Consider the following 22,356-nt stretch of genomic DNA (forward strand, 5'->3'; position numbering starts at 1 on the left):
AGCTGTCAGGACTGACAGCTGGGTTTTGTAACTAATATCAATATTCAAATTGATAAATGTGTTTATACTTGTTGGTTAGATAGTTTACTAGATAATCAGGGTTTAACCCTTCCCCAGTTACTTCTTCCAGGAGTTCAAGCGGCTTTTTCATCTTGCCATACTGATGTATACGAGAGGTCAACCATTCTTGTATCTGTTTGAAATCTCCCTGTTCAATTACTCGATTAATATCTATTTCTTTACTCATTTGTTTTTCAATTTGGGCTGCATACATATACCCCAAAGCATAAGACGGAAAATATCCAAAATCTCCCCCGGCCCAGTGAATGTCCTGCAGCACGCCTTCGGAATCCATTTCAGGCTTAACACCCAAATACTCTTCCATTTTTTTATTCCATAACTCCGGCAGATCCTTCACTTCTATTTCTTCGCCTATTAAAGCTTTTTCGAGTTCGTAACGAACCATTATATGAAGACAATAAGTCAATTCATCAGCTTCAATTCGGATAAGAGACGGCTTTACCTCGTTAATCGCCCTGTAAAATTGATCCAGTGGCAGTGACTCGAATTTTTCCGGTGCGTGTCTTTTGAACAACTCGTAATGATTCTGCCAAAAGGCTTCCCTTCTTGAAATAAAGTTCTCCCAGAACAAAGACTGGGACTCATGAATACCCATGGAAGTTCCAGTTGCAAGTGGAGTAAAAGTGAGTTTAGGATCTATATTTTGTTCATATAGTGCGTGGCCGCCTTCATGGATGGTACCAAATACAGCGGTTCTAAAATCTTTTTCATCATATTTAGTCGTAACACGAACGTCATTGCTATTTAAACCGATAGCAAAAGGATGAACGGTTTCATCTAAACGGCCGGCTTCAAAATCGTACCCCATTCGCTTTAGTATTTCTTCGCTGAATTTCTCCTGTTGAGCCTTAGGAAAATGCCCTTCAAGCACAGAAGGATCGGGCTGCATAGGTGCTTTTTTAATTCGATCTAACAAATCCGTTAACGCCTTCCGCACTCTTGGGAAAACTTCTTCTAGTTTAGATACGGTAATTCCTGGTTCATAATTGTGAAGAAGAGCATCATAGCGATGTTCTTTGTAGCCCCAGTATTCCGCAAACCGCTTGTTAAATTCCACCAGCTTCTCTAAATAAGGACGAAAACTTTCAAAATCGTTCTTATCTTTTGCTTCTGCCCACATGGATTCCGCTTTTGATTGCAGCGTTACATAGTCACGATATTCTTTTCCAGGAATTTTAGCTGTCTTGTTATAAGTTTCTTCTGCTTCTTCCAGTGACTTAACGAGTACTGGATCTTCAACTTTCCCTTTCAATTCATCGATATAAGATTTCATTTCATCAGAGGTTTGTATTTCGTGTACTTTCTCTGATAGCACTCCTAAAACCTCAGAACGATTATCCATACCTTTTTTTGGAGCTTTTGTGCGCATATCCCACGCCATTAAACCAATGGCTTCTTCATAAGAAGATTGTTCTTTCAAAAGGTCAAGAAATTTTTCTTTAACAGTTTGCGTCACTGCGGTCACCCACCTTTACCAGAAGTATTAATGATTTATATAATTTTCAAATCAAACCTAAAATAAAAGGAAACTATAATTATGGAGAGTCTAATCCATCATTCTATATTTAACGTATCTTTTTTCCAAAGTATTGATAATAATCAGTCTTAATGAATCCATTGAATAGCTTACGCTTTTTCGTAGCTTCCTGCCCATAAAGTTTTTCGAATCCTTCATGGGAAGTCAGGATATACACGCTCCAGGAGGGGTGATCTCTCATAATAACACCCAGGTCTCGATACATCTCTTCCACCTCCGGCCGTTCACCCATTCGCTCACCGTAAGGAGGGTTTGAAACTAAATAACCATTTTCCTGCTTAGGATTGAAGTCCCTTACCTGCATTTGTTTCCAAGTCACAAGATCACCAAGACCCGCTTCCATAGCATTTTTTTTAGCAATATCAATTAATTCCGGATCTATATCTGATCCTGTAATATTTAAAGGCTGATCATAGTTTGCACTGTCCTCAGCCTCTTGAAAGGCTTCATCCCAGGCCTTTTGTGGAATAAACGACCAATCCTCAGAAGCAAATTCCCGGTTGAAACCTGGAGCAATATTCTGGCCGATTAAGGCAGCTTCAATCGCTATGGTTCCTGATCCACAGAAAGGGTCCACGAAAGGTTCATTCGGGTGCCAGTTCGTCACTTGAACGAGTGCAGCAGCCAGAGTTTCTTTCAAAGGAGCTTCCCCCTGTCCTACTCTATAGCCTCGTTTATGGAGGCCGCTGCCTGATGTATCAATAGTCAGTAATGCTTCATCTTTATGAAGGGCAATTTCCACACGATAAAATGCCCCTGTTTCCTTTAACCAGGAAGCCACACCGTATTTTTGCTTCAAACGCTCAACGATGGCTTTCTTTACGATAGATTGGCAATCAGGTACACTGTACAGCTTTGATTTTACTGATTTACCGACCACAGGAAATTCACCATCTTCAGTAATAAAATTTTCCCATGGTAAAGCTTTTGTCTGCTCGAATAAGTCATCGAATGTAACAGCTTTAAACTTACCCACCAGCAATTTAACGCGGTCAGCCGTTCTTAACCAGAGGTTAGCCCTTGGAATAGCTGATACATCTGCTGTAAATACTACCCGGCCGTTCTCTACTTGAACGTCTTCATAACCAAGTTCTTTCACTTCTTTACTAACAATTGCTTCAAGGCCCATGGCCGCAGTAGCAATCAAAGTAACTTGTTGATCCATCTTCTTCATCTCCTCCACTATGTATCATAAAAAAACCCTTCTAAAAAGCAATGATGGCTTTTCAGAAGGGTGTGTGCTGTAATAATTAAAGTGACCTTTGAATACTCTGTAAGCCATGTTCTGTTCCATTGTACTGCAAACGGCGGTCAACCTCGTACTCCGGTGGCAATCATCTATCTGCCGACTGTTTGCCGGCCTCTCGGTTGGTTCATTTTCCATTAAGAGAGTGCCCCTACCTTTATTTGGGTTGCTCACTCGCGGGGTTTACCTCGTTCCACCCAAAATATTTCTATTTTGGCTTCGTCACTGTGGCACTTTCAAAGTATTCATTCCTTATCTAAAATAGACTTAGGAATTTTCCTTGCCGTTAGCTTAGACGTAAGCTACCCTGACTTATGGTTTCGTCAGGCACGAACACTACAGTCGTCTCAGACTGTGCGAGCATGGACTTTCCTCTGTATGAAAACCATACAGCGATTACCCGAGTATTCAAAATTACTTTATGCATTGGATTCGTCAGCGTCTTTAAGAGACGCACTAAATCAGTGTACCAGATTCTCACCACGCTGTCACGTGGCAATTAGTGGAATCAATCAGCAAATTTATTTCCGAATACGGCTTTTTCCAGATTAGAAACACGCTTTAAGATATCATAATTAACCTGATGATTATTATTGGCGGGTTGTTTTACACGTTGTGTCGATTCTCTGGATGACATACGTTTCAACCGATCATTTTCCTGCTGTAATCTTTCCATTTCCTGTTGCATAAGGTCATAATCCTGGATGATTAAATCTAAATATTCATCCACCTCTTCTTGGTTATAACCTCTCATGGACGTTTTAAAATCTTTTTCAAGAATCTCTTTACTTGTTAAGTGGATATTCTCTAAGTTCATTATCTTCACCTCTGTTCAGCACATTACGTTTATTTTTTCAAAAGCTGACGGAAATGTCAATTTAGTATTTAGAAAAAATTATTGGGTCCAGTAATCTGGGTTCGACATCCTCAGTTCTTCCACTATATCATCCAAATCTAATGGAGTTATGTAGAGAATAGGATAAGTATGAGAAGCAGCATAGTTAGAAGCCGCTGTTAAAAAATAATCCGGGCTCCCCTTAGTGTCTTCATCATACAATACCAGGCATCCATCGGAATGTTCCACTAAAAACTGGTCTTTCGCTCGAAACTGATAAGGCCCTTCATATCCTTTATTATATACCGGCTTATAAAAATCCGCCATCATCGTTACTTCTTCATATGCCAGTTGGTAAACTTCTTTCCATCTTTCCTGCTGATTTTCAAATGGCGGTATTATACCCAGATTAATCGAATAATCTTCTTTTAAATCGAGTACAACTTCTGCGGTCCAGAGTTCTACTCCCATCTGGCCAGAAATCAGTACCCATTCCAGTCCTTCATCTAATAAGGATAGAATCCTTTTCTTAATGGCTTCTTTTATAAAGCTTACTTTCGCATCTTCAGGGTTAAAAATCCCGAGTTCCATAGGTTTGTAGCCTGTAACAACAATCGTTTTCATGATTTGTCTCCCTTTTGTTTAATTAGACAGAAAAAGAAACCTTTCATTCTTCCTATATGAAAAAATAAGCCACGGCTAGTGGCTTATTTTAATTTATTCCATTGGTCCCATTGGTCCTTGCGGCATCATTGGCATTTGACCCTGGCCCATTCCCATTTGACCTTGAGGCATCATTGGCATCTGTCCCTGACCCATTCCCATTTGCTCCTGAGACATCATTGGCATCTGCCCCTGACCCATTCCCATTTGCTCCTGAGGCATCATTGGCATCTGCCCCTGACCCATCTGGTTTTGAGACATGTAATCCATCCAGTTATAATCCGGGGAAGATCCTTGAGGAAAGGCGTAATCCTGAGTTTGGAACGAGTTAGCCTCCGAAGTCATATAAGGGAAATAATGAAAATTATTTAGTAAATGATGGTTTTGAACTAATATGTGCGTCGGGTGAATATAATCTTGATTTTCTACAAAGTAATTGTCTACTACACATTGCTGAACCGGGCAAACGATCGGACGCCTATCGCAGGAATGAGCGCCTTGACCTTGCATTGAATGGTGATGCATACAACTTTCACTCCTTATCGTCTATTCCTTATCAGCGTATGTCATGCATCTTCAAGATGTACTGGGCGATATTATCATATTAATTAAGAACTTCCCCTTCAATCATAAAAGAAAAAAAGGAAGGATCAGATCCCTCCTTCTATGTAAAGCTATTACCTAAGAAGATTCCTCCGGCAGATCGTCTGATGAAAAAGAAAATGGCAGTAATTCATCCATAGATACCGTTTTGTAATCTCCCAAGAGATTAGAAGCATGAATCTTCACGTTAGAATCAAAGAATTCACTCATTACTTGACGGCATGAACCACATGGTGGAACGGGACGTTTTGTATCTGCAACTACAGCCAGCTCCTGAAATTTAACGTGACCCTCTGAAATGGCCTTAAAAATGGCCACTCTCTCTGCACAGCAGGCTACCGGGTAAGCCGCATTCTCAATATTACATCCGGTGTACAGAGTGCCATCTGCTGTAAGCAGTGCTGCTCCTACTGGAAATTTAGAATAGGGAGTATAAGCTTTTTCCCGAATGTCTTTAGCATGTTGAATTAACTGTTCCTGGTTCATAATATAACCTCCCTTTTATTGGGAAGATAATTATAAAACAATTCAATATATATGTAAAGCGATTACAAAATGAAAAAATCTCTTTTAAAAACACATTCAGGACATTAATATTTGACACATGTGTCAAAAAAAAGTTTATACTTGATATAATCACATAAAATAGATGATTAATATTTTAGGTAATAAGGAGGAAAAGAGATGTCCAAAATACTGCAATTCAATAAGATCATCTGGGTTTTCATCATTCTGTTAATTTTCACAGGTATCTTTACTTATCTTCAGCTCCCAAAAAGAGAAATCCCCGAGATTAATGTTAATGTAGCATCGATTTCTACCGTATTCCCAGGGGCCACTCCTCAGGAAGTAGAACGAACCGTTATTAATCCATTGGAAACAGAATTATTAAACATTAAAGGGGTAGACCAAGTCACATCAGCGTCCACCACTGGTTTTGGTTCTATTACCACTACACTTACCGGGGACGCTGAACCGAATACAGTGAATTCAAAAATTCGACAGGTGGTCTCTGACGTTTCACGCGGGTTCCCCGAAGAAGTACAGGATCCTGATGTAAATACAGACCTTAATTCGTCCTCTGTCGCTTCCTATCATTTACTCGCTGACAATGAGGAAGACCTATATAATCTTAGAGATACATTAGAAACCTGGCGGGCAGAATTAACTGAAATCTCCGGCGTAGAGTCTATTCTTATTAAAGGCTTGCCTGGGCAGAAAGTATCCGTCAGTTTAGATAATAATCAGCTTAAAGAAAATCAATTATCTCCCTCACAGGTCATCTCATCTATCCAGAACGAAATTGCACCTGCGGCCATAGGAACTGAGCAGGAAGATAACAAAATTTATCAGCTTATCCTTGATAAATACTCCAATATTGATGAGTTATCTCAACTATCCATTGGTCAAAATAATGAAGGTGAAAGTATAACTATTGAAGATATAGGATCTATCAATGTGATCATCGAAGAAGTAGATGATCTGATCTCTTATGATGGAAAAGCCGCGTTATCAGTAACAATACTAGCCAAGGAAGGAGTAAATATATCTGCTTTACAGGATAGTATCACCTCTAGAATTAATACCCTCTCTGGCGAATTACCATCTGCTATTGAGGTGGATCAATTCTACACTCAAAGTACAATTATAGAAGAGGTCTTTACAAATTTAATTACTTCGTTCTCCATCTCCTTTTTTGCAGTAATTGTCATTATGGTGTTAGGGTTACCTATTTCTTCTGCTATTCTGGTAGCTTTGTCAATTCCGATTTCCATTATTATTGGACTTATTCCACTCCCTTATGTAGGAGTAGATTTAAATCAGATCTCCATTATTGGAATGATTATTGCTATTGGAATACTTGTGGATGATGCGATTGTGGTTAATGATAATATTCAGCGAAGATTTCAGCTTGGGGATGGTCCTTTAGAAGGTACTATACGCGGAATTAAAGAGGTAAGAAAATCGATTGTTACCTCTACGCTTATGATCATCTTCAGTTTCTTTCCATTAACTTTCTTATCAGGGTCAAACGGTGATTTTATTCGGGCTTTGCCTACCGTGCTAATCTTTACGATCCTTGCTTCAACTATTATTGCTTTAACTTTTGTCCCAACCGTTCAATATGCAAGAAAACGCAGGCAGAAAAAGCAGAAAAAATCAAAAGCAGGTCTACTTGGCGGGTTCTTTAATTGGATTGAACGTGTTTACGCAGATTCCATTCTGCCTAAGACTACTAAAAAACCATGGCTTACTGCGCTTACAGGTTTAATATTATGCGCCCTGCTTGCCACACTTGTTGTTCGCATTCCATTTGAGTTCTTTCCTTCTGCAGATCGTCCAGAAGTGACGATATCGGTGGAATATCCTCAGGGAACGCCTATTGAAGAAACACAAGCGCAGCTTGAAAAAATGAATAACTTCTTAACTAGTAAGGAAGATAATATTACGGAATCCGCGATCTATACGGGTACAGGACTTCCTGGTATTTTCAATTCCTCCCTGACTCGTTCAGGCGAGAATACAGGGCAGCTTTTAGTTAGAGTAGATCGTGAAGAAACCAGCGCATCTACCTTCATTAATGATTGGGAAGAGCCTCTTAGAGAAGAGTTTGCAAATGCAGAAGTATTTCTGGAAACCATCGTGTCTGGTCCTCCTCCATCCCCACCGGTTCAGGTGAAAATTCAGGGACCAGAATTAGAGCCGCTCATCCAGGAAGCGAGAAATGCAAGGGATCGGCTCGCCGACATCGATGAAGCAGAAATTGCCACCATTAATGCTGGAGCCGGACAACCATTTACACAATTTAATCCAGACCGTGATAAGCTAGCGGATAATAATATACCGATCAGTCAGATTACTTCTCAGCTTCAGCTTGCTAACACAGGGGTGCCCCTTGGAACCTTTGATAATGGGGTGGAACGTCTACCTCTGGAAATTATACTTGATGACGGAGATCCAGATGGGGTTAATTTAGAAAATTTAACCGTGGTCAGCCAGCAGAATCCAGGTGAAGGTCAACCACCTGCTTCCCTCTCCTTAGATGAACTCATTTCCGAGGAAGAGGTAGAACAGGTTGGGGCTATTCCTCATCTGGATGGCGAACGTACCATTACGGTCGAAGCTTATCCAAAAGAGGGTGCTGAAGAAGCATTTACTAGTAAGGCGAATGATATTGTATCTGCCATTAAAGAAGACTTACCAGAAGGTTATTCTCTTGTGGAAAGCGGAGAAACAGACGCCCAGACAGAGTTCTTTGTTGAAGTTGCTAAACTGTTTGTAATCGTCTTATTCCTGATCTACTTGACCATCGCAATCCAATTCAACTCGTTATTAATGCCAGTATTAATAACCGGAACTGTATTTTTGGCCGTTACAGGAGCTATTATTGGTCTATTCGTCTCCGGCGAGCCACTAAGTTTCTTAGCCGTTCTGGGAATTGTCTCATTATCGGGTATTGTTGTTCGCAATTCTGTTATATTGATTGAATTTATTGAGCAGAATAAAGAAACCTATTCGTCTACGATTGAATCTGTTATAGAAGCCGGGCGTGCCAGAGTTAGACCAATTGTCCTTACTTCTCTCACTTCAATTGCAGCTTTGACGCCGATTATTTTCACAGGGGATGTCTTATTTAAGCCACTTGCGGTATCTATTGTATCTGGCTTATTATTTTCAACTATACTCACCCTGTTACTCGTACCTGCCTTCTATTTAATTATCGTAAAAATTACGGGAAAGAAAACAACACACGAATAAAGCTTCTATGTTTTAAAAAGAATTAACATTACTAGAAAAACTTAGCTGCCGGCAGCCCCGGCAGCTTTTTATATTGTAAGCTTCGAATTGTCCTTTACTATTCACCCCCATCAAACCTATTTCAACGAAGATTATCAGCCTCTCCCCTCTTATGAAAACCATCGTAAACCAGTAAAAAACCTCAGTGGCTACACTGAGGCTTCTAGCTTTACTAGCTGTTTTTTATATCGTTCAATATCATATCCAGAACGTAGTGAACAGATTGATAAAGTTCCTTAAACCTTTTACGGTGTACATCCACATAATAGCTGTGCAAAATGATCATCTCGATATTTTCACTCGTAGACTTAATCTGATTAGGATGTACGCTTGCCCCTCGATTTTTCACATACTCTTCAGCTTCTTCACTCCACACACGGTTAAGTTCAAACATAGGTGAGGTTTCTTCCTTCACTTTTTCAAAAAAAGCGTGATTTTTTTTATCGACGGGACCCTCCGTTTCAAGAAATTGAGTATGGAGTTGATCGATCAGTTGTTTCAAATCTTTTGTATGTTTTTCTAAAGCCAAAATATGTTCACACCTTTTTAGTTTACCTTACCACGATAAGATCTTTTATATCAACGAATCATATAGCTGAAACTTGATCCTTTGGCAGATGATAATTCTCTCTAACTTGAGCTTCCTGGTCAAGCCTTACTTCTTCAATCTGCTGTTTTAAATGAAATAATCCATCATAAAGATCATCCATTTCTTTTCTATGGGCTACAGCCATACTAAATATCGTCTCATCCGTTTTTATGGCTACCTGATGCTTTAAACCTGACATTTTATCTTTCAACTTAAGCAGCTGCTCCTCGAATTCTGAAGAAGTGCGATATATTTGCACATTCATCTCCTCCTCTACCCTGATACCCTTTTAATTCTCCTGTTTATGTATAACTCCTTCCTCAATGACAAGACTAGAACTAATGCTACAAAACAAGTCAAATTGAACAAATACCTTCGACAGTAAAGGAGGACTTCTTATGCCAAGAAAGAAAGAACAAAAGCCTAAAAAACCTGAACCCGCGAAAACAGATAACCCGAAGCTTGCTGGTGAAAACCGTCCATCCACTTAATAAAAGGGCTGCTGCTGAATTAATTAGCAGCAGCTTTTTTTAATCCCCCTTAAACAAGTTATTTTTTTCGAATAGAATAATTAGTTCGGAAAATAAATGGTATAATTGTCCATGATTTGAACTTTTTGTCGAATACTTAAAATAAATGAAACCTTTTAGTTGTCTATACGTCTAAAAAATTGAAGTCTTCACATATATCCTTGGAGGTCATTTTTTGGTATGATACTCTCATGGCTGCAGGGAGGTATAATGAATGAAATATCCCAATGGAAAACGGTCGGCTAATGCAAAAAAAGGTTCCACACCTTTACAGCAAAAAAAGACTACGTTCAGCAATCGTGGAATGACGCTGGAAGAAGATATCAGTGTAACGAACCAATACTACTTAGAGTCTCAAATCGCAGTAGTTCATAAGAAACCAACCCCTGTCCAGATTGTTAATGTGGATTATCCCAAAAGAAGTGCTGCTGTAATAAAAGAAGCCTATTTTAAGCAGGCTTCTACCACAGATTTTAATGGGGTTTATCGCGGTAAGTATATTGATTTCGAAGCTAAAGAAACAAGAAATAAGACGTCATTTCCATTAAGCAACGTCCATCAACACCAAATTGACCATATGAAAGCAGTGGATCAACAAGGTGGCATCTCTTTTATGATCATCAAGTTTGCTCCGCTTGAGGAAGTATATTTACTTCCTTCCAAGCAACTATTTATATTTTGGGATGAGCAGTGGAAAGGCGGAAGAAAATCAATTCCCTACGCTTTTATTAAAAAGGAAGGTTACCACATTCCTTTCCATTTCCAGGCACGAGTTGATTACGCTGCTGCTCTGGATAAGCTTATTTCTGAATTGGAGGAGAACTAAATGGCAAATGAAAGCCAATCACGTACAGCAAGAAGAAATCAGATGAAGGCTTCTAAGAAAAAGAAAGGAAAGCCGTTATTTAAGAAAATATTATTAACCATCTTAATCGTTGGTCTTGTATTAATGATCAGTACTGGAGGATTGTTCGCTTATTATATTTCAAGTGCTCCTAAATTAGATGAATCGCAATTATCCACTCCTTTCTCTTCAAAAGTTTACGATATGAATGATAACCTGATTACAGATTTAGCTGGGGCAGAACGAAGAACCAAAGTAACATACGACGATCTTCCTCCAGTCCTTAAAGACGCGGTGATCGCTACAGAGGACTCGAGATTTTACGACCACATCGGTATAGACTTCAGAAGAATAGTAGCAGCGGTAGGAGCTAACATTACAAGCGGGTTCGGCGCTGAAGGTGCAAGTACCATTACCCAGCAGGTGGTTAAAAGATCCTTTCTAACGAGCAAAAAGACGATTGAAAGAAAAGTACAGGAACAGTATCTAGCTATCAAACTGGACCAGGAATATTCAAAAGAAAAAATCCTGGAAATGTATATGAATAAAATCTATTACGGAGCAGGTGCTTATGGCGTTGCGGAAGCTGCCAAAACGTATTTCGGAAAAGAAGACTTAAGTGAGTTAACTTTACCGCAGGCAGCTCTGTTAGCGGGCCTGCCTCAGCGTCCATCGGCTTATAATCCACTTGAAAATCCCGATCTTGCAAAAGATCGAATCAATACGGTGCTCAATCTGATGGTTATGCATGGAAAAATTTCAGAAGAAGAAGCCGAGGAAGCTAGAAAAACAAACGTAGAGGATATGATAGATAAGACGGAGACTGATAAAAAAGAAACACCATATGATGCTTTTATTAAAAAAGTTAAAAAAGAAGTAGAAGCTAAAATGGACGGCGCAGACATTTTCAAAGATGGATTAAAAATCTATACCACTCTTGATCCAAAGGCTCAAGAATCAGTGGAAGAGTTATTGAGTAGCGATGGCCCTATCTCCTGGCCGGATGATGAATTGAAGACAGGTGTGGCTGTCACAGATACAAAAACCGGAGCGATTCGTGCGATTGGAGGCGGCCGCGATTACCAGGGCAGTAATTTAAATTATGCCACAGATATCTCAAGGCAGGCTGGATCAACGTTTAAACCAATTATGGCTTACGGTCCGGCGATTCAGTACGACAAAATCTCTACCTATCATCAAATTAAAGATGAAGAATATGAAGTAAACGGAAGAGCAGTAAATAACTTTGATAATCGATTTAGAGGCTGGGTCTCAGCCCGATATGCTTTAAGCCGATCTCTCAACGTTCCTGCTATCAAAACTTTGCAGGATGTAGGTATTGACCAGGCTGTAGAATTTGCATCAGGACTGGAGATAGACATTGTTAATCCTCAGCCTGCGGAGGCCATTGGTGGCGGAGCAACTGGTGTAAACCCTCTGCAAATGGCTGGAGCCTACGCTGCTTTTGGGAATGAGGGCGTATATAATGAGCCTTACACGGTGAGAAAAATTGAAGTACCAGGCGAAGATACACGGGATACTAAACCGGAACCAAAATCAGCCATGGACAGCTATACCGCGTACATGATCAGTGACATGCTTCAGACTACTATGTCAGAAGGCTCTGGACAGGCAGCTAACGTCTCCGGTCTTCCCGAAGCCGGAAAAACCGGAACGACAAACCGCGGGGATACTGCACCAGATTCCTGGTTTAATGGATACACAACCAACTACTCTATATCCATATGGACCGGCTATAACGACATGAAAGGTTTATCACAGGCTGGAAAAGATATACCAAAACAGATCTTCAAACCGCTGATGACTCAATTATCAGAAGGTAAAGAAACAGCTGACTTTAATAAGCCGGAATCGGTTGTACAAGTCGAAGTTGAAGAGGGGTCTCGTCCAGCTAAGCTTCCTAGTTCGAATACACCGCAGAGTCGTGTCGTGACAGAGCTATTTCACGTTGATAACCAGCCATCTAAGGTTTCTAAGACATTTAAACAGCTGGACCCTGTCGGTTCTCTAACAGGAAAATATAACGAAAGCTCAAATTCCATTGACTTAAACTGGTCCTACGGTGATACAGAAGACGTTTCATTTCAAGTCTCCGTATCAATTGATGGTGGGGATTATAGAGAATTAACTACGACAAAAGATAAAAGTGCCAGCGTTTCTAATGTTGAGCAAGGGGCAACCTATCAATTTGCTGTCAAAGCTGTAAGTGAAAGTGGTGAAGCCGAAAGCAGTGAATCCACTGGAGAAAGAGTTCAAGTACCTGGAGTTCAGGGAAATCCATTAGAAACTCCTGAAGAGGAGTCTCCTGAGGAAGAGCCTTCTACAGAAGAAAATCCTGAAGAACAGGCTCCAGAGGAAAATAATGAAGATGCCCCAGCCGATGAAGAAGGAACTCCTCCAGAAGAAAATACAGATGAAGAAGCTCCTGCCCCTGAGCAAGGTAATGAGGAAGATAGTCAGAATAATCAGGAACAGAATAGTGAAGAAGAAAGCAATCAGGAAACCGGGGATCAAGGCTCAGAAAATTCCGGGAATAACAGTAACAACGGTAATGATGAAGGTTCTGAAGACAGCAATAATGAAGAAAACCCTGAAGAACCTGCCCCTGAGCAGCCTAATACGGACGAAGAATCTACTGACGAAGCTGCTTAAAAAAGCGAACTCCATTTCGGAGTTCGCTTTTTTATCATTCTGGTTGATCTCTTGGATCTTGTTTTTTCATTCGTTTTTTGCCTTCTCTGCATAAAACCAACAAAGGGCATTCTTCACAATTTGGTCTTTTAGCTTTACAGTGGTAGCGGCCAAAGAAAATCATTCGATGATGAGTAACACTCCACTCTTCTTTTGGAACTTTTCTCATCAGCGTCTTTTCCACTTCAAGAACGGAATCTTTCCAGCGGCATATGCCTAACCGCTTGGAAACACGCTCGACATGAGTATCCACTGCAATTGCGGGTTCATTGAATGCTACTGATGCTACGACGTTGGCCGTCTTCCTGCCCACTCCTGCTAAACTTTCTAATTCTTCTTTGGTAGGCGGAACTTGACCATTAAACTGATCCACTAAAGTTTGAGAAAGCTTCTTAATATTTTTAGCCTTATTACGATAAAGACCAATCCGTTTAATATCATTCTGTAATTCCTCGAGCGGTACCTCAATATAGTCAATCGGTGTCCTGTATTTTTGAAACAATTCAGGTGTGACTTTATTAACAAGTGAATCTGTTGCTTGAGCAGATAAAACAACAGCTACGAGCAATTCGAAGGGGTTCGAATGGTTTAATTCGCATTCTGCCTCAGGAAACATCTGTTTAAAAACATCTAAACAATAACGTATTTGTGTTTTATTCAGCATAATAGGCTTTTTATGAATCCTCCTCTAACCAATTGTAGTATAAAGATACATCACGTTTTTTTTGCGTATTTTCCTCTTCTTTATTCCTTGAGCTATTGTTTCCGCCCTGTCGGAACTGCTTTCCCTGCTCACGTGCCTGCTCGACTGTGTGGACGCCCTTTCTCTTCCACTCCCTTAAGATGCGGTCAATGTACTTGAAATTTAGTTTGCTCATTAATACCGCTTCCCGTAAGGCAGCTTTAATTAAAGCAGGCGATTGTTGTTCTTCATCAAGCCATATATTAATATTTTCTATCTCAAAAGGAGATAATGGTCTTCCGAATTCTTGCTCAAACAATGGAAATATGTTCTCGTTAAACTCCTGGGCTTCTTCTCTCCGTCTAGGTGTGTAGCTAAATAACTTATCCCAAAGAGGTTCAAGAGAGTAACACTCGGTCAAAACATGTTGATCGTTCTGCTGTTGCTCAATTTGCAGCAACTGCTTTTGAATCAAACTGCGAAGAATGCGTGAACATTCTTGACTGGAAACAGATAGATATTGGGCTAATTCCTCAGGAGTTGGGAATAAATTCCCATCCGCCCTGAAACGGTGAAGCTGAAGAAGTAAGAGAAGTTCTCTTTCTCCCATGCCTAATTTTTGGTAATCCGTTAACAATTGCTTCGGTATCATCATTTGATTGTCTATCATTGTTTGAAAACTTTGATACTTAGCCATACGATTCACTCCCGATTATGATTTCAAAGAAAAACACCGATAACGCCAGGAGGCGGGTAATCGGTGTTTTTTCCCGTACTTAAGGATACAGTCGATTTAACAATCTAGGGAATGGAATAGTTTCACGCACGTGTTCAACGCCTGCGATCCAGGCTACTGTTCGTTCCAATCCAAGCCCAAATCCAGAGTGAGGTACACTTCCATATTCTCGAAGCTGCAAGTACCAATTATAAGCATCACCTGTCAACCCGTGATCCTCGTAGCGTTGTTTCATAAGTTCTAAATCATCAATTCGCTGAGACCCTCCGATAATTTCACCGTAACCTTCAGGGGCTATTAAATCTGCGCACAAAACAACTTCAGGTCTAGCTGGGTCAGGCTTCATATAAAAGGCTTTAATCTCTGCCGGGTAGTTCGTAATAAAAACAGGCTTATCATAACTTTCTGCTATAGCTGTTTCGTGAGGGGCTCCGAAATCATCACCCCATTCAATGTCATCAAATCCTTTTTCCTTCACAAGCTGGATAGCTTCATCATAACTTATGCGAGGAAATGGAGCTTGAATCTTTTCTAACTGACCGGTATCGCGTCCAAGCGCTTCCAGTTCAATTTTACAGTTTTTGAGTACAGATTGTACAACATGAGACACATACTGCTCCTGAACTTCAAGACTGTCTTCGTGATCCATAAATGCCATTTCAGGTTCAATCATCCAAAATTCAATTAAATGCCTGCGGGTTTTTGACTTCTCAGCTCGGAATGTCGGTCCAAAGCTGAACACCTTACCAAAGGCCATCGCTGCAGCTTCCATATATAACTGACCGCTTTGAGACAAATAGGCATCTTCTTCAAAGTATTTAGTATGAAATAGTTCTGTTGTGCCTTCAGCCGAAGATCCGGTTAAAATCGGGGGATCAATTTTCACATATCCATTTTCATTAAAGAATTCATATGTTGCCCGAATAATTTCATTACGGATCTTCATAACTCCATGCTGGCGTTTAGAGCGTAACCACAAATGTCTATGATCCATTAGAAATTCAGTGCCATGCTCTTTAGGTGTGATTGGGTAGTCCACAGCTTCATGAATGATCTCAAAATCTGTCACTTGCATTTCATATCCCAATGGAGACCTTGTATCCTCTACAATTGTTCCTGTTACATACATGGAGGATTCCTGGGTAAGTGCTTTCGCCTCCTGGAATTTATCTTCCCCTATATCGGCCTTTACTACGATACCCTGCATAAATCCAGTTCCATCCCGTAACTGAAGAAAAGCAATTTTTCCGCTTGAACGCTTATTAGCAAGCCATGCTCCTATCGTAACTTCTTCATTAAGGTGTTTTGAAACTTGAGAAATTGTTGTTTTCACGCTTATACCTCCAGCTTATCTTTAAGATTGATGATTGTGTACAAATTGTTTAATTCTATCTGCTGCCTTTTCAAGTTGATCTAACGAAGTAGCGTAGGATAAACGAACATTCTGAGGAGCTCCAAATCCTGAACCAGGAACTAAAGCTACCTTTTCCTGATCAAGAAGGGTTTTAACCCATTCATCTACATTTGAAAAACCACCTGCTTCAGCCGCCTTTTGTACATTCGGAAACAAGTAGAAGGCGCCTGAAGGTTTTACACAATCTACGCCTGGAATGGATGTGAGTTTTTTGTAAAGAACCTCCAGTCGCTCTTTAAATGCTTCTCTCATTTCATTTACCTCTTCATTGCTCCCCATATAGGCAGCAAGGGCGGCATACTGCGCGATAGAGGTTGGATTAGAAGTAGAGTGAGACGCCATGTTGGACATAGCTTTTATAATAGATTTGTTACCGGCGGCAAACCCTATTCTCCAGCCTGTCATGGAGTGAGATTTAGAAACTCCATTAATGATAACGGTCTGATTATAAAGCTCATCGGATAATTGAGCAATGGAAACATGTTTCTCAGATGTATAAACCAGCTTCTCATAAATTTCATCCGAAATAATTAAAATATTATGTTCAAGACAAACTTGACCCAGTTCTTTCAGTTCTTTTTCTGAATACATCATTCCAGTGGGATTACTTGGTGAATTTATGACAATGGCTTTCGTTCTCTCAGAGATGGAAGCCCTCAATTGTTCAGGCGTAATCTTGAAGTCATTTGACTCATCAGCCGGCACGATTATAGGCTTCCCTTCCGCTAATTTAATCTGCTCGGGGTAACTAACCCAGTATGGAGCAGGAACGATAACCTCATCTTCATTATTCAACAACACTTGAAAAAGGGTGAAAAGAGCATGTTTTGCACCAGTAGTAACAATGATTTGCTCATTCGTATAGGTTAAGTTTTGATCTCGTTTTAATTTCGCAGTTATAGCATTCTTTAATTCAGGTATTCCGCCAGCTGGTGTATATTTTGTTAAGCCTTCATCCATTGCTTTCTTAGCTGCGTCTAGTATATGGGAGGGTGTATTGAAGTCAGGCTCACCTGCACCTAGACCTATCACATCATGCCCCTCTGCTTTTAAAGCCTTAGCCTGTGCTGTGATCGCCAGGGTACTAGAAGGCGTAAGGGATTGAACACGGTTAGCTAATTCCATTATGATCCACTCCTTTTTTAATTTTGTTTAAAGGCAAATCGCTGATCAAATCGTTCTCCATTTAGATTAAAGTAATCAAATACATATCGATTCTGTGTATCTACATACGTAATTTCATAAACTGGATTTTCCTCTTCGTAACCTAATTGGATATTTTTAAATGTACAATTTTGACAATCAGCTCTCCAGCTCTGCCTTAGCTTTGACTCAGTTATCATTTCAAGGTTCATTTGTTCATTCAGGATTTCGTTTTTAGACAAATCGATGAAAACAAGTCCATCTTTACCATCTTGGTTTTTTCCTTTCACAATATGTACCCTACTTTTTCCGTGATATATGCTCACTTCTTCAACTGTAGCGATCTCAGTCCGGTTCAGCGCCATCTTTCGAGCTGCATCCTCGCCAGCGTGAAGGTCCTTGTTAATACTAACATACATCCATACAACTAAAGCCCCGCTGAGAAGGAGGAGGACTCCAGCAATTATAAAGGTCCACTTCAGCCAGCTAGGTACGGTAAATCGTGAAGACTGCGGTTTCATTGTCCTCATCATCAAGCGCCAACCCAAACATTAGATTTTTATCTTTCAAGGTACGGTTTAAAGTATCCACAATTTTATATAGGTCGTCAGACTTTTGAATACGGACCGTTGAAAGGGTTTCTACTTTATTTTCCACATGATTACCTCCATCATTCAGAAATAATATTTTTATCTTTTACTCAGGGCCTTCCTAGTATAACAGTTTAGAAGGCCCATGTAGATTGAAATTACCTTCGTATTATAACCATTGTTCCATTTGATTGATAAGCTCCCGTGTAGAACGGTAACTGACCGGAACTTCTGGAATGGATTTTAAAAAGTAATTCCCATAACTCGCTTCCATCAGCCGCTGATCACATATGAAAACAACTCCTCGATCCGTGCTGGACCGAATAAGTCTACCAAATCCTTGTTTGAACCTAATAATGGCTTGGGGAAGTGACCTCTCCATAAAAGAGTTACGCCCACTCTCTTTCATTTGAAGATCTCTCTTAGACTGAACCGGCTGGTCTGGCGGTTGGAACGGCAGACGAACCATTACTAAACAGGAAAGGTCTTCACCTGGAATATCTACTCCTTCCCAGAATGAACTGGTTCCTAATAGAATGGATTGCTCAAAAGATTGAAAATTCTTCTTCAATCGATCTCGACTACCGCTTGAGACGCCTTGAGCGAATATCATGAATTCTTCCGGATCAATAATCTCCTTCAATAAGCTGTAAGTTTTTCTAAGCATATCATAAGAAGTGAACAAGACAAGCATCCTTCCTTTGGTCACTTCGGCAATGGAATAGATCGCTTCACTAATAGCATCAATATACTCTTCTGGATTATGTTTAATATCCGGAAAATCATTGGGCACCATTAGCTGAACCTGCCGATCATAGGAGTAAGGTGAAGGAATAATTGATTCCACCAGGTCCTTCTGGTCTATACCCAATAGTTCTTTCATATAAGAAAAAGAGCCATCTGTAGATAGAGTCGCACTTGTAAGCACTACACTCTCTTTTTTATGGAATAACTCCTCTCTCAGTAGATCTGCTATATTGAGTGGTTCACTGAACAAGTAAATCGAATTATTCGCCCCTTCTCCTTCTATTTCAATCCATTTCACTAGTTCTTCGTGATCAGAGTCAAAGTAATCTGTTAATTGCTTCCGGATTTGATGACAAAGTTCAATCTGTCTATCGAGTCTAGTTATTAAAATAGGTAACGAGTCATCTTCAGCCATACTCGCAGCCAATCGCATTTGTTCCCTCATATGATCCATTCCTGTTATTAACTTAAATAATAACGCGGTAAAACGGAGTGACATTTCCTTGGCAGTTAACTGGAATCCTGAAAAATCTCCCATTTTTAATGTGTACTGAATGCGGCCCACATCACTCTTTTTTCTGTCACCTTTGTGTTCCCTTTTAATGCTTTGAAAAATATACTTGGACAGTTGATTCAGTTCTTCTTTTGCTTCATCCACTGTTACCTGACACTTTTTCGCCTCTTTAAAAAAGGATTCACGAAAACCCCACTTGCTATAGGTGCTTTTTTTAAACATATCACTGAACTGACTAAGTTGTCTCTGCAGTTCCTTATAATTCATCCTTATTCCGAAGTAACGACTGGCTACAGGTTCAAGGTGATGGGCTTCATCTATAATGGCATGGTCGTAGGAAGGCAGTCTTGGTTCTTCACTTACTAAATCCATACAGAACAATGCGTGATTTGTAATCAAAAGATCTGCGCGAGAAGCTTTCTCTTGAGCCCAATGGTAAAAAGAATCTTCCCCTAAATCTAAATCAACTGTCTTGGTTGATTGTTCAGCTGAGACTTTGTGCCAGAATTGTCTGCCATTAGAAGGCAGTTGAATTTCATCCACATCTCCCGTAACTGTTTCTGTAAGCCAAACTAGAATCATGGCTTTCGTAAGAGCAATATCATAGTTGTCCTGCCGTGATTGCTCAAGTTCATAACTGAAATGAATCAAGCTGATATAATGACTTCTTCCTTTATAAAGAACTGTACGTACAGGACGGTTAAATAAATGCTCTAAACGTGGAATCTCCTCTTCAAGCAGTTGTTGCTGCAAGCTGGTGGTATGAGTCGTTACAAGAACCCGCTGACCGTTTTGGATGGCATAATATAAGGAAGCTAATAAATATGCGATGGACTTTCCTGTTCCTGCCCCCGCTTCAATAAGTGCATGTTTGGATTTCTCCAACGATTCAAACACCAGTTCAGTCATATCCCTTTGTCCGTTTCGGGATTCAAAATCTTTCATGACTTTTTTCATACCTTCTTCATCTTCATAAGCTTTTTTCACCCATTCACTAAAAGGAGGAAGGTTAGAAGAATCTTCAGCTTGAGGGTAACTGGATTTTTTTACTGAAATGCCATGTATTAACGAGTAGCCATCTTCTTTTTCAAGAGAATAACGTTTGTCTTCCCTTATTTTTGTTATAAAAGGACGGAGCTCACTTTTAAGCTTGTCTTCTACCTTCAGTAAATGAAACAAGGTGCGCTCAGGAAGACAACTCATTCGATTAAGCAGATAAACTAGCAAATCTCTTGTCACTTGCGCGTCAGATAGGGCTCTATGAGGGCGGTTATGTCCCATCCCTAAGTGCTCGGCCAGCTGTCCCAGTTTGAAAGTAGGGGAAGTAGGTATTAATATTCGGGCGAGTTCTACGGTGTCAATAACAGGATTATGTAATGGTTTGTATCCACACCTTTTAAATTCACCATTAAGAAACCCAAGATCAAACTCAATATTATGGGCAACAATATAGCAGTCTTTAATAAGATCATATACCTCATCTATAATTTCTGAGAAAAAGGGAGCATCCAATACATCCTCTTCCTCTATCCCCGTTAATGAAGTAATAAATGGTGGGATACCTCTGTCAGGGTAGATAAGAGAAGAGAACTCTTTGATAACGGACCCTGTCTCTTTCATAATCACAATCCCTATTTCAATGATCCGATCTTCTTTAGCGTTTCCTGTTGTTTCCAAATCCACAATTGCAAATGTAGTCATCAATATCCCTCTTTCAAACTTCACTTAATAGCAAAAAGGAAGGACCCCGCCTTATATGAAGCCCTGGCAAAGATCCCCTTTGTACTAATGCAGCTCTATAAACTTACTAAAAAGGTAAAGCTGTAAGTGGTGGTTCTTCTTCCAGCAATTCGACAATCTGATTATGATCATTCATTAACGCAATTTTAGGTTTAAAGTCCGCCAATTCATTCTCATCTACCATAGCATAAGAAACGATAATAACAATATCATCAGGTTGTACAAGTCTAGCTGCAGCCCCGTTTAAACATACGACTCCGCTTCCTCTTTCTCCAGAAATGACGTAAGTCTCTAATCTAGCTCCATTATTGTTATTAACAATCTGGACTTTTTCATGTGGCAGAATTCCTACCTCGTCTAAAATATTTTGGTCAATGGTTATACTTCCCACATAGTTTAAATTTGCTTCAGTTACGCGAGCGCGATGAATTTTCGACTTCATCATCGTACGGAACATATTCAGTCCTCCTCGAACCTCTTCATTAAGACATATCTCCCGGGCGGAAAACCGTATTATCGATTAACCGTGCACTCTCATAATACACAGCAACAGCAAGAATTACTTGCCGATCGAAGGTTTCTATTGGCTCCAAATCAGGATATGACAATAACTCAATATAATCTATTTTACCACGAGTTTCCCTTTCAAGAAACTGCCTGGTTTCCTGTATAACCTCTGGGATGTCGGGGTTATCAGTCTGCATCAGGGTCTTTCCTTTTTGTAATGCTCTCTGAATTGCAGGTGCCTCCGATCTTTCCTGAGGCGATAAATTAATATTGCGACTGCTTTTAGCCAGACCATCTTTCTCCCTTACAGTTGGTACAGAGACCAATTGAACAGGAAAATTGAAGTCTTGGATAAGAGCATCCACCACAGCCACCTGCTGGGCATCCTTCTGACCAAAATAAGCCTTTGTCGGACGGCATATATTGAATAATTTAGTCAAAATTGTCACTACACCCTCAAAATGTCCCGGGCGGCTTCGCCCACATAAAACATTTGCTCTTTTGCTAACAACCATTTCTATAGATAATGGGGTCGGATACATCGTTTTATTTTCAGGCAGAAAAATATAGTCTATATCATTTCTTTTTGCTACAGACAGATCATGATCAATATTCCTAGGATAATGCTCCAGGTCTTCATGCTCGCCAAATTGAAGAGGGTTAACATAAATACTTAATATAACATAATCGTTTTCTTTACGGGCTACCTGAAGGAGGCGTTCGTGTCCTTCGTGTAAGTAACCCATTGTTGGTACAAAGCCTATCGATTTTCCTGCCCGTGTAAGATCAGCAGAAACTTTTTGCATTTCTTGTATCTCTTTTATAACTTTCATTTTTTATACCCC

At 40.0% G+C, this 22,356-nt stretch carries 20 protein-coding genes and 1 other RNA gene; 3 read left to right on the forward strand and 18 right to left on the reverse strand.

The genetic code is table 11. From position 1 onward, the window contains the following. Positions 1 to 37 precede the first annotated feature (37 nt). From LCM11_RS01690 to LCM11_RS01720, 7 genes are all read right to left on the reverse strand, one after another. Positions 38 to 1,537 carry a carboxypeptidase M32 gene (locus tag LCM11_RS01690; RefSeq protein ID WP_224892556.1) on the reverse strand — a complete coding sequence of 500 codons (1,500 nt, stop codon included), beginning with the start codon at positions 1,535 to 1,537 and terminating at the stop codon, positions 38 to 40. Between the two features lie 109 nt (positions 1,538 to 1,646). Then, positions 1,647 to 2,783 carry a THUMP domain-containing class I SAM-dependent RNA methyltransferase gene (locus LCM11_RS01695; protein WP_224892557.1) on the reverse strand — a complete coding sequence of 379 codons (1,137 nt, stop codon included), beginning with the start codon at positions 2,781 to 2,783 and terminating at the stop codon, positions 1,647 to 1,649. A 104-nt stretch (positions 2,784 to 2,887) separates the two neighbouring features. Further along, positions 2,888 to 3,272, reverse strand: an RNA gene (gene rnpB / locus LCM11_RS01700) — RNase P RNA component class B. 100 nt (positions 3,273 to 3,372) lie between these two features. After that, positions 3,373 to 3,681: a cell division regulator GpsB gene (gpsB, locus tag LCM11_RS01705; protein ID WP_224892558.1), complete on the reverse strand. Its 309-nt coding sequence runs from the start codon at positions 3,679 to 3,681 to the stop codon at positions 3,373 to 3,375. A 78-nt stretch (positions 3,682 to 3,759) separates the two neighbouring features. Continuing rightward, the gene (locus LCM11_RS01710) at positions 3,760 to 4,323 is read right to left on the reverse strand and encodes an SLOG family protein (RefSeq protein ID WP_224892559.1); all 564 of its coding nucleotides are present in this window, start codon (positions 4,321 to 4,323) and stop codon (positions 3,760 to 3,762) included. 93 nt (positions 4,324 to 4,416) lie between these two features. After that, positions 4,417 to 4,887: a CotD family spore coat protein gene (locus LCM11_RS01715; RefSeq protein ID WP_224892560.1), complete on the reverse strand. Its 471-nt coding sequence runs from the start codon at positions 4,885 to 4,887 to the stop codon at positions 4,417 to 4,419. Positions 4,888 to 5,043: 156 nt separating this feature from the next. After that, positions 5,044 to 5,451 (reverse strand): cytidine deaminase, encoded by a 408-nt coding sequence (locus tag LCM11_RS01720; RefSeq protein WP_224892561.1) that lies wholly within the window; start codon positions 5,449 to 5,451, stop codon positions 5,044 to 5,046. Between the two features lie 198 nt (positions 5,452 to 5,649). Between LCM11_RS01720 and LCM11_RS01725 the strand changes: the two genes are divergently transcribed. After that, entirely contained in the window at positions 5,650 to 8,724 is a 3,075-nt protein-coding gene (locus LCM11_RS01725; protein ID WP_224892562.1) for an efflux RND transporter permease subunit, read from the forward strand. Positions 8,725 to 8,935: 211 nt separating this feature from the next. Here LCM11_RS01725 and LCM11_RS01730 read toward each other — a convergent pair whose 3' ends face one another. After that, a complete protein-coding gene (locus LCM11_RS01730; RefSeq protein WP_224892563.1) occupies positions 8,936 to 9,292 on the reverse strand; it encodes a YppE family protein in 357 nt (118 codons plus the stop codon). Between the two features lie 58 nt (positions 9,293 to 9,350). Next, a complete protein-coding gene (locus LCM11_RS01735) occupies positions 9,351 to 9,611 on the reverse strand; it encodes a hypothetical protein (protein WP_224892564.1) in 261 nt (86 codons plus the stop codon). 485 nt (positions 9,612 to 10,096) lie between these two features. Between LCM11_RS01735 and recU the strand changes: the two genes are divergently transcribed. Further along, positions 10,097 to 10,708 (forward strand): Holliday junction resolvase RecU, encoded by a 612-nt coding sequence (gene recU / locus LCM11_RS01740; protein WP_224892565.1) that lies wholly within the window; start codon positions 10,097 to 10,099, stop codon positions 10,706 to 10,708. Continuing rightward, complete coding sequence (locus tag LCM11_RS01745; protein ID WP_224892566.1) at positions 10,709 to 13,399, forward strand: transglycosylase domain-containing protein; 2,691 nt, start codon at positions 10,709 to 10,711, stop codon at positions 13,397 to 13,399. Positions 13,400 to 13,433: 34 nt separating this feature from the next. Here the strand turns inward: LCM11_RS01745 and nth are convergent, their stop codons facing one another. The 9 genes from nth to panC form a co-directional block, all read right to left on the reverse strand. Next, on the reverse strand, positions 13,434 to 14,102 hold the full coding sequence (gene nth / locus LCM11_RS01750) for an endonuclease III (RefSeq protein ID WP_224892567.1): 669 nt from the start codon (positions 14,100 to 14,102) through the stop codon (positions 13,434 to 13,436). A gap of 10 nt (positions 14,103 to 14,112) precedes the next feature. After that, entirely contained in the window at positions 14,113 to 14,817 is a 705-nt protein-coding gene (locus tag LCM11_RS01755) for a DnaD domain-containing protein (RefSeq protein ID WP_224892568.1), read from the reverse strand. A 79-nt stretch (positions 14,818 to 14,896) separates the two neighbouring features. Then, on the reverse strand, positions 14,897 to 16,189 hold the full coding sequence (asnS, locus tag LCM11_RS01760) for an asparagine--tRNA ligase (protein ID WP_014643486.1): 1,293 nt from the start codon (positions 16,187 to 16,189) through the stop codon (positions 14,897 to 14,899). A 21-nt stretch (positions 16,190 to 16,210) separates the two neighbouring features. Next, positions 16,211 to 17,395, reverse strand: a complete 1,185-nt coding sequence (locus LCM11_RS01765; RefSeq protein ID WP_224892569.1) for a pyridoxal phosphate-dependent aminotransferase — start codon at positions 17,393 to 17,395, stop codon at positions 16,211 to 16,213. Positions 17,396 to 17,412: 17 nt separating this feature from the next. Further along, entirely contained in the window at positions 17,413 to 17,946 is a 534-nt protein-coding gene (locus LCM11_RS01770; RefSeq protein ID WP_224892570.1) for a DUF5590 domain-containing protein, read from the reverse strand. Continuing rightward, positions 17,900 to 18,070: a YpmA family protein gene (locus LCM11_RS01775; RefSeq protein ID WP_065814010.1), complete on the reverse strand. Its 171-nt coding sequence runs from the start codon at positions 18,068 to 18,070 to the stop codon at positions 17,900 to 17,902. The genes LCM11_RS01770 and LCM11_RS01775 overlap by 47 nt, the downstream gene beginning before the upstream one ends. Positions 18,071 to 18,172: 102 nt before the next feature. Further along, positions 18,173 to 20,965, reverse strand: a complete 2,793-nt coding sequence (gene dinG, locus LCM11_RS01780; RefSeq protein ID WP_224892571.1) for an ATP-dependent DNA helicase DinG — start codon at positions 20,963 to 20,965, stop codon at positions 18,173 to 18,175. A gap of 106 nt (positions 20,966 to 21,071) precedes the next feature. Continuing rightward, positions 21,072 to 21,461 (reverse strand): aspartate 1-decarboxylase, encoded by a 390-nt coding sequence (gene panD, locus LCM11_RS01785; RefSeq protein WP_224892572.1) that lies wholly within the window; start codon positions 21,459 to 21,461, stop codon positions 21,072 to 21,074. Positions 21,462 to 21,486: 25 nt separating this feature from the next. Further along, complete coding sequence (gene panC, locus LCM11_RS01790; protein ID WP_224892573.1) at positions 21,487 to 22,344, reverse strand: pantoate--beta-alanine ligase; 858 nt, start codon at positions 22,342 to 22,344, stop codon at positions 21,487 to 21,489. Between the last annotated feature and the right edge of the window lie 12 nt (positions 22,345 to 22,356).

The sequence above is a fragment of the Halobacillus halophilus genome, from assembly GCF_020171985.1.
Taxonomy (GTDB): Bacteria; Bacillota; Bacilli; order Bacillales; family Halobacillaceae; genus Halobacillus; species Halobacillus halophilus_A.

Excerpts from the sequence above, each read along its gene's own strand:
- LCM11_RS01695 (WP_224892557.1), bottom strand. The coding sequence starts at position 2,783 with ATGGATCAACAAGTTACTTTGATTGCTACTGCGGCCATGGGCCTTGAA.
- gpsB (WP_224892558.1), bottom strand. The coding sequence starts at position 3,681 with ATGAACTTAGAGAATATCCACTTAACAAGTAAAGAGATTCTTGAAAAA.
- LCM11_RS01710 (WP_224892559.1), bottom strand. The coding sequence starts at position 4,323 with ATGAAAACGATTGTTGTTACAGGCTACAAACCTATGGAACTCGGGATT.
- LCM11_RS01715 (WP_224892560.1), bottom strand. The coding sequence starts at position 4,887 with ATGCATCACCATTCAATGCAAGGTCAAGGCGCTCATTCCTGCGATAGG.
- LCM11_RS01720 (WP_224892561.1), bottom strand. The coding sequence starts at position 5,451 with ATGAACCAGGAACAGTTAATTCAACATGCTAAAGACATTCGGGAAAAA.
- LCM11_RS01725 (WP_224892562.1), top strand. The coding sequence starts at position 5,650 with ATGTCCAAAATACTGCAATTCAATAAGATCATCTGGGTTTTCATCATT.
- recU (WP_224892565.1), top strand. The coding sequence starts at position 10,097 with ATGAAATATCCCAATGGAAAACGGTCGGCTAATGCAAAAAAAGGTTCC.
- LCM11_RS01745 (WP_224892566.1), top strand. The coding sequence starts at position 10,709 with ATGGCAAATGAAAGCCAATCACGTACAGCAAGAAGAAATCAGATGAAG.
- nth (WP_224892567.1), bottom strand. The coding sequence starts at position 14,102 with ATGCTGAATAAAACACAAATACGTTATTGTTTAGATGTTTTTAAACAG.
- LCM11_RS01755 (WP_224892568.1), bottom strand. The coding sequence starts at position 14,817 with ATGGCTAAGTATCAAAGTTTTCAAACAATGATAGACAATCAAATGATG.
- LCM11_RS01765 (WP_224892569.1), bottom strand. The coding sequence starts at position 17,395 with ATGGAATTAGCTAACCGTGTTCAATCCCTTACGCCTTCTAGTACCCTG.
- LCM11_RS01770 (WP_224892570.1), bottom strand. The coding sequence starts at position 17,946 with ATGATGAGGACAATGAAACCGCAGTCTTCACGATTTACCGTACCTAGC.
- dinG (WP_224892571.1), bottom strand. The coding sequence starts at position 20,965 with ATGACTACATTTGCAATTGTGGATTTGGAAACAACAGGAAACGCTAAA.
- panD (WP_224892572.1), bottom strand. The coding sequence starts at position 21,461 with ATGTTCCGTACGATGATGAAGTCGAAAATTCATCGCGCTCGCGTAACT.
- panC (WP_224892573.1), bottom strand. The coding sequence starts at position 22,344 with ATGAAAGTTATAAAAGAGATACAAGAAATGCAAAAAGTTTCTGCTGAT.